We start from the raw sequence: 11,324 nt of genomic DNA on the forward strand, positions 1-11,324 counted from the left end.
AATGAGAACGAAATTATATACAATCAATTGTATCCTGGTGATAGCTCTTTTGGCCCTCGCAGGATGTAGTGATGACTTCGTGGAGGTAAAAAGTCAGGATGAGAACTCTGAAGACTATTTTAATACTCCCGAGGAATATGACCTGGCATTGGTAGGAGCTTACGATCTTCTGCAATCCACTTACCTTAACGTAATGTTGGGGGAAATAGCATCAGATAATACCCTTGCCGGTGGTGAGAGTGCCACAGATGTTCCGGGAATTCAGGAAATTGACGACATGCTGCATACACCGGTTAATGACCAATTAAGATCTATCTGGAGCTGGATGTATGCCGGAGTGAACCGGGCAAATTATATTCTGGAATTTCAGGATAAAATAGATTTTGAAGGCAAGAATGCGATCATTGCTCAGGCGAGGTTCTTACGAGCCTATTACTACTTTGAACTTGTAAAATGGTTTGGAGATGTGCCATTGGCAATTGATGAACGAATTAAATTTGGTTCACAATTCGATATAGAAAGAAGTCCTAAATCTGCAGTTTATGCATTGATCGAGGAAGACCTAAAATTCGCTTCGGCCAATCTTCCGGCTGTACAGGCTCAAGAGGGTAGAATTACTTCAGGAGCTGCACAGGCCTTACTTGGTAAAGCATATTTGTATCAGAATAAATTTGCTGAAGCTGCATCAGCATTTGAACCGGTGATCAACGGACCTTACGCACTGGTAAATGATTATAACAGCATTTTTGAACCTGAGGGAGAAAACAATTCTGAATCGGTTTTCGAAGTTCAGTACACAGATAAAGAAGGAGCCGGTTTTGGATGTCTTCAGTGTAGTGAAGGAAACGTTGCCGTTGGATTTAATGGAATAAGAAATTATAGCGGACCGCTTTTCGATTCTGGATTTAGTTTTAACGTACCAGTTCAGGAGGTAGTAGATCTTTTTACTTCCAGTGATATTAGAAAAGATGTAGCCATTCTGGATATAGAAGCCTGGGCTGCCGAAACCGGAGCAACTTATGTTGAAGGTTACGAGCATACAGGTTATTATAATAGAAAATACATCGCGAGACAGGGAGACCTGAATACTGGTGATGCCAATCTTACTAATCCAAATAATTACCGTTCAATTAGGCTGGCAGATGTTCTTTTAATGGCTGCTGAAGCTAATTACAAGAAGACTTCTTCTAACGAAGAAAAAGCCAGAGAATACTTGAATATGGTAAGAGTTAGAGCTGGTCTTGATCCTGTTACCCTTGCCGATACAGATCTTTTAGAGCAGATCTATGAAGACAGAAGACTGGAGCTTGTTGGTGAAGGTCACCGTTTCTTCGATTTGGTTAGAACCGGAAGAGCTGCAGCAGCAATCGATGGTTTTGTGGTTGGGAAACATGAATTATTCCCTATCCCGGCTGTCGAAATTCAACTTGCAGGAAACAATTGGGATCAAAATCCAGGTTATTAAAAAATTATAATAAAACGAATAAGATGAAAATATTCAGAATTTTAGCAATGCTTACCATCTCTCTCCTGCTATTCACAGGTTGCGATGATGATGAAATTACGAATTACGCCTTTCAGGAAATATCAGCTCCTACCGGTGTAACTGCAGCTTTTGATGTATCTCAGGATGATTCAGGAGATGTTAGTATTACCCCAAGTGGTGAAGGTGCTCAGGTATTTAAAGTTTACTTTGGTGATGGTGAGGATACTCCATTAGATGTAGCTCCGGGTGAAACTGTAACCTATACTTATGGTGAAGGAGAATATCTGGTAAGAGTTGTAGCTGTTGGCGCAACAGGACTTACCAGTGAATTTAACCAGAGATTGGTTATTTCGTTCAAAGCTCCGGAAAATCTTGTAGTTGATGTAGCTCAGGATGGAGGAGATCCCTCTAAAGTTACCATTAGCGCAAGTGCAGATCATGCAACTACCTTTGATGTGTATTTTGGTGATGTTGATGATGAAGAACCAACACAGTTAATGCCCGATGAAAGTATCGAACATACTTATGGTACTCCTGGAACATATATGATTAGAGTTGTGGCTAAAGGTGCCGGTGCAGCTACTACAGAAACTACCGTTGAAGTAGTGATCCCGGATGCAACAGATCCATTAAAACTACCGGTTACTTTTGACGATCCATTAGTGGGTTACAATATCACTCCGTTTGGTGCTGAAGAAACTGCTTTCGAAATTATTATGAATCCTGAACTTTCAGGTGAGAATTCTGCCGAATCTAAAGTAGGTGCAATTACCAAAACAGGAGCAGCTTTTGAAGGTGTAACCTTTAACTTGAGTGAACCTGTAGATCTTTCCGGAGATAATAAGAAACTAAGCATAAAATTATATTCTGAAGTTGCCTTCCCGGTACTTTTAAAATTAGAAACGGGAGTGAATGGAGAAAGATCTAACGAAGTTCTTGTAGATCATGGAGGAACAGGTTGGGAGACTTTAACTTTCGACTTTGGAACAGACGCCAAAACGAGTTATATCAATAATGATGATACCGGAGGAGCACCAATAGTTCCAGACGGACAATATGATGCGATTTCTTTATTCCTTGATTTTAATGGAAGTGCAGATGGAGTTTATTATATAGACGACCTTATGCAGGAAGCTGCTGCAGCAAATTGTGTAGCTGAAACTGATGAGAATATTGATCCTGCAAACGGACCAATTAACTGGACATTTAAAACGAATGATGAGGACCATGAGTTTGATGCATTCGGAGACATTGGGTCTGAAATTGTTCCAAACCCTATAACAGATGGAATTAACCCAAGCTGTTACGTTCAAATTGTAGATAAATCGCCTGGTTGTGCTACCTGGTCTGGAGTAGGTAAACCTATTGCAACGCCAATTGACTTTACAACTACAGATAAGAAGATCTTCAAACTAAAAGTTCTTGCTAAAACTCAAACAGCTCAGGTTACTTTAAGACTGGAGAAAGAACCACATCCGGATGTTGATCCGGCAGAGGACAGAGTTGCTGAAATTACTCAAGTTGGTGTTTGGCAGGAATTAACTTTCGATTTCTCTGATGTTGATGATAAAACTTTTAGAAGTATCATTATCTATTTTGAAAGAAATGCCGAATGTGACGGAGATATCTATTACTTCGATGATCTTATACAAACTGATGGTACCGGAGGCGGTGGTTCTAATGGGAACACTAAAACAAGCTTCCCGGTAGATTTTGAAACAGCTGCCAATGGTGGAGCTGCTGCAAACTGGTCAGTTTTTGAAAATGTGGACAACCCGGGATTGGAAATTATTACCAATCCTGATATGTCTGGAAATACTTCTGCTACCGTAGCAAAGTTCACTGCAAGACAGGGTGGAAAACCCTGGTCGGGAACCATCACTCAGTTAGAAACTCCATTTACCCTTGACGCTTCAAACAGTACTGTGAAGATCATGGTATGGAAATCTGTGATAAGTGATGTTGGAATCAAATTTGAAAATGCTAGCGGAGGATCAACCGGAGAGATCAAGGTTGCTAATACCAAAGTAAATGAGTGGGAAGAATTGACTTTCGACTTCTCTGGAGTGATAGGCAATCCTGAAAATACAGGCATAACAGGTCTGGTGATTTTCCCGGATTTCCAGGAAAGAACACAGGAAAATGTGGCTTATTTTGATAATGTTACCATGGGTAATGGTGGTGGCGCTTCTTCTGGAGCTCCAGCCGCAGCTGCAACAGCTCCTGCCTTAGATGCATCTTTGGTAAAATCGATCTTTAGTGATGCTTATTCAGATCCTGCCGGGGTAAATTACTACCCGGACTGGGGGCAGTCTACAGCTTTCGAAATGATCGATATGGGTGGAGATAATTTCATCAAATACAGCAATGCCAATTATCAGGGAATTGATTTTGGAGAAGCGATAGATGCAACGGCTTATACTACCGTACACATAGATGTGTGGTCTGGAGATTATACTTCCATTCCGTTCTTCCTTATCAGTAGTTCTGGTGAGAGATCGGTTAGTTTGAATGTTACTCCAAACCAGTGGAACAGTATTGAAATCCCACTTTCAGAATTTACAAGCCAGGGGCTTGATATAAGTGATGTATTTCAGATCAAATTTGACGTTCAGCCAGATAATGGCGGTACTTTTTATATAGATAACCTGTACTTCCATAACTAGGAAAAAAGATAAACTATGAAATATTTCAAATTAATTTTAAGCTTATTTGCGGTAAGCATAATGCTATCCAGCTGTCAGGAAGATGACCTGACACTGGATACCATTCTGGTGCCAACTAATCTTAGTGTTAACACTAATGTTAGTGATGATGGGACTGGACTCGTTGAGTTCAATGCATCGGCAGAAAATGCAATAACATATAAATATACTTTCCCAGATGGAACCTCTGCGGTTGCGCCGGGAGGTAACTACACTAAACGCTTCACAAAAGTTGGGCTTAACACTTACCTGGTAACAGTAATCGCTTATGGAAAAGGCGGAGTAAGTAGTTCTAAGTCTCTTGAAGTTGAAGTAAGAAGTGATTTTAACGACCCAACCACTAAGGAGTTCCTTACGGGAGGTGATTCTAAAACCTGGTATATCGCATCTGCCGTAACCGGTCACTTAGCGGTGGGACAGAATACGGATGACGATGGACCAATCGTAGACATGGGTGGCTTCTTTCAGGGCCCTCCTGGATTTGGACCTGATTGTTTTTATGATGATGAAATGATCTTTAGCCTTGATGGGAATGGAGATATTAAATATGAGTATAAAGACTATGACGCTTCGTTTGTAAACTGGCAATATACCCTTCAATTTGGAGGTAATGGAGAACAGTTTGTTGATGAATGTCTTGATGCCAATCCGCCAACAGCAACAGTGCCGGTATCTCTGGTTCCTGCAAGTTCAGGGATCTCAGCTTCTAATTCTACAGGAACGGTTCTGGATATTAGTGACGGCGGCTTTATTAGCTATTACATTGGCCAAAATCAGTACGAAGTACTTTCTATTTCTGAAAATAAAATGGTGTTGCGGGCCATACAGGCAAACGATACCTTCCTTGTATGGTACCTTATCCTTACCACATCTCCGGATGGGACTATTGATGACGGTAGCGGGGAAGAAACCGAAGAGTTTTCTGAGCTTGTATGGGTAGATGATTTTGATGGTGATGCCCTTAACAGTGATAACTGGAATTATGAAATTGGAAATGGAGATAATGGCTGGGGGAATGGTGAAGCACAGTATTATACAGATTCTCAGGAGAATGTTCGCGTGCAGGATGGTAGCCTTATTATAACTGCCCAAAGAGAATCCAAAGATGGATTTGATTTCACTTCAGCAAGGATTACCACTAAGGATAAATTTGAGTTTACCTATGGTAGAGTTGAGGTGCGTGCAAAACTTCCTGCTGGAGGTGGAACATGGCCGGCAATCTGGATGTTGGGAGCTGAATGGCCTGAAGAAGCATGGCCGGGTGTAGGTGAAATGGACATCATGGAATTTGTTGGAAACCAGCCAGACCGTATCTCTTCTGCATTACATTTTCCGGGAAATTCCGGAGGAAATCCAATTCTTGGTGATATTACCGGTTTGACCGATGTTACCACTGAATTCCATATTTACGAAGTAGAATGGACCGCTGAAAAAATTACTTTTTCCATGGACGGTGTGCCTCATCTTGAATTTGACAATGATGAATCCACACCATTTCATGCCGATTTTTTCCTGTTGCTTAATGTTGCCATGGGAGGAACTCTTGGTGGCGCCATTGCCGATGATTTTACTGAATCATCCATGGAAATTGATTATGTAAAAGTATTTCAATAAAAGTTTGTTTAGTCTATAATTCCCGGAGCATTCGTTCCGGGATTTATCCAATACATTATGAGAAAATTATTATTAAGTACATTATCCCTTTTTATCGGGGTCACAGGCCTTTATGCTCAAAATTCGGGTATTAAAAGTTCAGTGAAAGATGTCGAGAAGAAAGTAGATTCTGTTTTAAGCCTGATGACCCTGGAGGAAAAGGTAGGCCAAATGGTTCAGTATAACGGGAGTTGGGATCTAACCGGCCCTGCTTCTGAAGTTGGGAATAAAGAAAAAGAAGACCGACTTAAAAAAGGTCTTGTAGGTTCAATGCTGAATGTACTTTCAGTTGAAGCAACAGAAAAAGCCCAGCGTTTGAACATGGAAAATTCAAGAATTAAGATCCCTCTTATTTTTGGTTATGATGTGATCCACGGTTATAATACCATCTTTCCGGTTCCACTTGGAGAAACTGCCAGCTGGGATGTAGATGCTGCCAGAGAATCGGCAAGGATTGCCGCTTTGGAATCTGTTGCTCAGGGAGTGAACTGGACTTTTTCTCCAATGATAGATATTTCCAGAGATGCACGTTGGGGTAGAATTATGGAAGGATCTGGAGAAGATACTTATCTAACCTCTCAAATTGCTGTAGCCAAGATCAAAGGTTACCAGGGAGAGGACCTTTCCAGTCCAAATACCATTGCTGCAACTGCAAAACATTTTGCCGGTTATGGACTTGCTGAAGGAGGTAAAGATTATAATGCGGTGAACATTGGAATGAATGAACTGCAAAATGTGGTCTTGCCACCTTTTAAAGCTGCGGCAGATGCCGGAGTGGCAACTTTCATGAACAGTTTTAATACCATTGACGGAATTCCTGCTACCGGTAGTGAATTCTTGCAGAGAGAGATTCTGAAAGGTGAATGGGGCTGGCAGGGATTTGTAGTTTCAGACTGGGGTTCGATTTCAGAAATGATCCCTCACGGATTTGCTTCAGATAAAGTTCATGCTGCTGAAATTGCTGTAAAAGCAGGAAGTGATATGGATATGGAGGGTGGAGCATACGAAGCCGGACTACAACAACTGGTTGCTAAAGGAAAAGTGGACGAAGCTCTTATAGATGATGCTGTTAGAAGAATACTTCGGGTGAAATTTAAATTAGGCCTTTTTGAGGATCCTTATCGTTATATGAATGCAGAACTTGCTTCTAAAATTCCTTATGATGAGCACAGGAAAACTGCACGTGAAATTGCAAAAAAATCGATAGTTCTTCTTAAGAATGAAAATAATCTTCTGCCGCTGAAAAATTCGGTAAAAAAGATCGCTGTGATAGGACCCTTGGCAGATGATAAAGACACTCCAATAGGTAACTGGAGAGCGCAGGGAGAAAAAAATTCTGCTGTTTCTGTACTGGAAGGTTTAAAGAACGCCAACCTGGGATCTAAGCTATCGTATGCTAAAGGGGTGACTCTTGGTGAAGGCGAACGCAGTTTCCTAATGCCATTAAAGATCAATAAAACTGACAGATCCGGAATACCTGATGCCGTAGCTAAAGCCAAAGATGCTGAAGTTGTGATCATGGTTCTGGGTGAAGATGCTTTTCAGTCGGGTGAAGGTCGTAGCCAGGTTAATATTGGGCTGGCCGGTTTACAGCTGGAATTGCTGAAGGAGGTTCATAAAGTGAATAAAAATATTGTTCTGGTATTAATGAATGGCCGACCTATGGAAATTTCATGGGCTGCAGAAAATGTTCCGGCAATTGTCGAGGTTTGGCAATTAGGAACTGAAAGTGGAAATGCCATTGCAGATGTACTTTTAGGAAAATATAATCCTTCAGGAAAATTACCGGTTTCCTTCCCTAAAGCTGTTGGTCAGGAACCTTTGTATTATAACCGGATGAATACCGGAAGACCTTCTAATGATCAGCATGTAACCTATTCTCATTATACAGATATCCAGAACGGGCCATTGTATCCTTTTGGTTACGGGCTTAGTTATACCACTTTTAAATATGGAGAAATTAACTTATCTTCTGCTGAATTAAAAACAGGCGAATCGGTTACTCTAAGTATTCCTGTTACCAATTCCGGAAGTATAAAAGGGAAAGAAGTAGTTCAGCTTTATATTCATGATGTAGTAGCCAGTGTGGCCAGACCTATCAAGGAACTAAAAGGTTTTAAAATGGTTGAATTACAACCCGGAGAAACTAAAAATGTAGAGTTCCAAATAGACTCAGATCTGCTGAAATTCTATAATGCCAAAGGTGTTTGGAAAGCTGAAGCAGGAGAATTTGAGCTTATGCTGGGAGGAAACTCTGAAGACCTAAAAACGATAAGCCTTAAATATGTAGAATAATGAAGATCATTTCACACCTCATAATACCCGTAAGCGTTCTGCTTGGTTGTTCAAATTTTTTGAATGCTCAGGAAGAAGTGATCTTTCAGGAAGATTTCAATTCAGATCAACTGAATATGGAGGTCTGGAATTATGAGGAAGGTGATGGTTGTCCCAATCTATGTGGCTGGGGAAATAATGAAAAGCAGATCTACAGCCGGGATTATGTTTCTCTGAAAGATGGAAAACTTGTAATTACTGCGGTTAAAAAAAACGGTGAGTATTACTCCGGGAAGATCAATTCTAAAGGCAAGCTCGAGTTTACTTACGGAGTAATTGAGGTGCGAGCCAAATTAGCAACTGGGAAAGGCCTTTGGCCTGCCTTCTGGATGCTGGGAGCAGATATTAATGAAGTTGGCTGGCCGGCAAGCGGTGAGATAGATATTCTAGAATACATTGGAAGGGAGCCGGAGATCGTCTTCACTTCTTTGCATACTCCGGCAAGTCATGGGAATACTATAAATACTAAGAAAACAAGAATTGAAGAAATAGAAGAAGGTTATCACGTTTATAAAGCCGTATGGACAAAAAATTATATTGAATTCTTTGTTGATGGTAAGTCTTTATACCGTTTTACGCCTGAAACCTATAATGATGAAATTTACCCATTTAGAAAGGATTTTTATTTCCTTATCAATATGGCGGTAGGCGGGAATCTTGGAGGCTCTGAAATTGATGACGAAGCGCTGCCAGATAAATTCTATATCGATTATATAAAGGTTTCCAGACTGCCTCAGGATATTTAAAATACACGGACCTCAATTTAAAATTGGGGTCTTTTTTTTAATTCAAATTCCTTCTCTCAATAAAAAATCTTTTTAAAAGTGAAGCGGCTTCTTCTTCCATGACCCCTGTCTTTACCTCCGTTTTTGGATGTAGCTGAACTCCAAATTTCCGGTAGCCTCTGTGAGCATCTGTAGCACCAAAAACAATTTTGGAGATCTGGCTCCAGTAAAGGGCACCCGCACACATTTGGCAAGGTTCAAGGGTAATATACATGGTGCATTTTTGAAGATATTTGCCACCTAAAAAATTTGCTGCGGCGGTGATCGCCTGCATTTCGGCATGAGCGGTAACATCATTAAGCGTTTCCGTTAAATTGTGGCCGCGGGCAATGATCTTATCATTGATTACCACCACCACACCAACCGGGATTTCACCTTTCTCATATGCGGCTTCAGCTTCTTCTAAAGCCTTTTTCATAAAATATTCGTCATTGAAAGGAGAAAGCATAGCGAAATTTTAAGGCAAGATATAAATTTTGAAGATTCCTTTGTGGCTTGCTGTCCTAATTTCAGTTTGCTTGAGTAACTTTGCCTTGCATGGCTTCAAAAATTCTCAAAAATATTCAAAGTCCCGAAGATCTTCGGATGCTTAAACCCGAAGAGCTGAACCTTCTGGCGGCTGAATTGCGAAAATATATCATCGATATAGTTGCTACCAAAGAAGGCCATTTAGGAGCAAGTCTGGGTGTGGTGGAGCTTACCATTGCACTTCATTATATATTCCATACTCCCGAAGATCTTCTGGTATGGGATGTGGGACATCAGGCATATGGGCATAAGATCCTTACCGGCAGAAGAGATGTTTTTGAAACCAACAGGCAACTCAACGGCATCAGCGGATTTCCAAAAAGAGAGGAAAGTGAATATGATACATTTGGAGTAGGTCATTCTTCTACTTCCATTTCTGCAGCTTTGGGGATGGCCATTGCATCGAAATTAAAAGGAGAAAAAAATAAACAGCATATAGCAGTAATTGGTGATGCATCCATCGCCAGCGGGATGGCTTTTGAAGGATTGAATCATGCCGGGGTGACCAATGCTAATTTACTGGTAATTCTAAACGATAATGCCATTGGGATCGATCCCAGTGTGGGAGCTTTAAAAGAATATCTCACTAAAGCACGGGTGGGATATAAACCTGCACGGGATAATATTATTGAAGCCTTAAACTTTAAATATTTTGGACCCGTGGATGGTCATGACCTAAAAGGGCTTTTAAAGGTTCTGGACGAGATGAAAGCAATTGAAGGGCCCAAGTTCCTTCATGTGATCACAAAGAAAGGGAAGGGCCTTAAAAAAGCTGAAGAGGACCAGGTGAAGTATCATGCTCCGGGTAAATTTGAACCTGATACGGGGGAATTATTAAAATATGATACTGAAGGTTTGCCGGTAAAGTATCAGGACGTTTTTGGTCTCACTCTCGTCGAGCTTGCTGAAAAGAATGAAAAGATTATAGGGATTACCCCGGCCATGCCTACCGGTAGTTCCTTAAAATATATGATGCAGGCATTTCCAGATCGTGCTTTTGATGTGGGAATAGCCGAACAGCATGCGGTTACGCTTTCTGCCGGAATGGCGACTCAGGGGTTTACGGTTTATTGCGCGATTTATTCCACGTTTTTACAAAGAGCTTACGATCAATTGATACATGACGTGGCTTTGCAAAACCTACCAGTCATCTTTTGTCTGGATCGTGCCGGTCTGGTGGGAGAAGATGGTGCCACACATCACGGTGTTTTTGATATTGCCTATTCCCGTGGCATTCCTAATCTCATCATTGCCGCTCCACGGAATGAATCTGAACTTAGAAATTTATTATATACAGTACAGCTTGAGCTTGAGCATCCAATAATTATCAGGTATCCACGTGGACGGGGAGTCCAGAAGGAATGGAAACTTCCTTTTGAAAAGGTGGAAATTGGAAAAGGGGAATGCCTGAAAGAAGGTTCTGAAATTGCAGTTTTGAGCATTGGGAACATGGCCGCAAATGTTTCTGAAGCAATTGAAAAAAATCAATCCCCTGAGAAAATTGCCCATTACGACATGAAATTCGTAAAACCTCTGGATTATCAACTACTGGATGTAATTTTCAGCAGATTTTCGAAAATATTGACCGTAGAGGACGGTGTGCAGGCTGGAGGTTTTGGAAGTGCCGTGCTGGAGTATGCTGCAAGTAAAAATTATAAAGGGAAAATAGAGATCCTGGGAGTACCAGATTCCTTTATTGAACAAGGAACTGTGGATCAATTACAAGAAATTTCAGGATTTAACGTTCAGGGTATAGGTCAAAAGCTCGATGCTATGCTTTGATTTTTTATTTTTGCAATTCCCAAAAACTACAATTAGTAAATGAAGCTTCGC

7 protein-coding genes are annotated in these 11,324 nt (G+C 40.9%); 6 read left to right on the forward strand and 1 reads right to left on the reverse strand.

Going from position 1 to position 11,324, the window contains the following annotated elements:
* The first annotated feature begins 1 nt into the window (after position 1).
* The 5 genes from ACNKXV_RS06025 to ACNKXV_RS06045 are packed head-to-tail and all read left to right on the forward strand — an operon-like array spanning position 2 to position 8,924.
* Positions 2–1,465: a RagB/SusD family nutrient uptake outer membrane protein gene (locus ACNKXV_RS06025; RefSeq protein ID WP_417906801.1), complete on the forward strand. Its 1,464-nt coding sequence runs from the start codon at positions 2–4 to the stop codon at positions 1,463–1,465.
* Between the two features lie 23 nt (positions 1,466–1,488).
* Complete coding sequence (locus tag ACNKXV_RS06030; protein WP_417906802.1) at positions 1,489–4,152, forward strand: hypothetical protein; 2,664 nt, start codon at positions 1,489–1,491, stop codon at positions 4,150–4,152.
* A gap of 15 nt (positions 4,153–4,167) precedes the next feature.
* Positions 4,168–5,805 carry a family 16 glycosylhydrolase gene (locus ACNKXV_RS06035; protein WP_417906803.1) on the forward strand — a complete coding sequence of 546 codons (1,638 nt, stop codon included), beginning with the start codon at positions 4,168–4,170 and terminating at the stop codon, positions 5,803–5,805.
* 57 nt (positions 5,806–5,862) lie between these two features.
* Complete coding sequence (gene bglX, locus ACNKXV_RS06040; RefSeq protein WP_417906804.1) at positions 5,863–8,139, forward strand: beta-glucosidase BglX; 2,277 nt, start codon at positions 5,863–5,865, stop codon at positions 8,137–8,139.
* On the forward strand, positions 8,139–8,924 hold the full coding sequence (locus ACNKXV_RS06045; RefSeq protein ID WP_417906805.1) for a glycoside hydrolase family 16 protein: 786 nt from the start codon (positions 8,139–8,141) through the stop codon (positions 8,922–8,924). The genes bglX and ACNKXV_RS06045 overlap by 1 nt, the downstream gene beginning before the upstream one ends.
* Before the next feature lie 37 nt (positions 8,925–8,961).
* Here the strand turns inward: ACNKXV_RS06045 and ACNKXV_RS06050 are convergent, their stop codons facing one another.
* Positions 8,962–9,411 carry a nucleoside deaminase gene (locus tag ACNKXV_RS06050; RefSeq protein WP_417906806.1) on the reverse strand — a complete coding sequence of 150 codons (450 nt, stop codon included), beginning with the start codon at positions 9,409–9,411 and terminating at the stop codon, positions 8,962–8,964.
* Between the two features lie 89 nt (positions 9,412–9,500).
* Here ACNKXV_RS06050 and ACNKXV_RS06055 point away from each other — a divergent pair, with 89 nt between their 5' ends.
* Positions 9,501–11,273 carry a 1-deoxy-D-xylulose-5-phosphate synthase gene (locus ACNKXV_RS06055; protein ID WP_417906807.1) on the forward strand — a complete coding sequence of 591 codons (1,773 nt, stop codon included), beginning with the start codon at positions 9,501–9,503 and terminating at the stop codon, positions 11,271–11,273.
* Positions 11,274–11,324: the final 51 nt, after the last annotated feature.

This window comes from Christiangramia aquimixticola (assembly GCF_048285835.1).
Lineage (GTDB): Bacteria > Bacteroidota > Bacteroidia > Flavobacteriales > Flavobacteriaceae > Christiangramia > Christiangramia aquimixticola.

Coding starts and splice junctions, on each gene's coding strand:
- ACNKXV_RS06025 (WP_417906801.1), top strand. CDS start 2: ATGAGAACGAAATTATATACAATCAATTGTATCCTGGTGATAGCTCTT.
- ACNKXV_RS06045 (WP_417906805.1), top strand. CDS start 8,139: ATGAAGATCATTTCACACCTCATAATACCCGTAAGCGTTCTGCTTGGT.
- ACNKXV_RS06050 (WP_417906806.1), bottom strand. CDS start 9,411: ATGCTTTCTCCTTTCAATGACGAATATTTTATGAAAAAGGCTTTAGAA.
- ACNKXV_RS06030 (WP_417906802.1), top strand. CDS start 1,489: ATGAAAATATTCAGAATTTTAGCAATGCTTACCATCTCTCTCCTGCTA.
- bglX (WP_417906804.1), top strand. CDS start 5,863: ATGAGAAAATTATTATTAAGTACATTATCCCTTTTTATCGGGGTCACA.
- ACNKXV_RS06055 (WP_417906807.1), top strand. CDS start 9,501: ATGGCTTCAAAAATTCTCAAAAATATTCAAAGTCCCGAAGATCTTCGG.
- ACNKXV_RS06035 (WP_417906803.1), top strand. CDS start 4,168: ATGAAATATTTCAAATTAATTTTAAGCTTATTTGCGGTAAGCATAATG.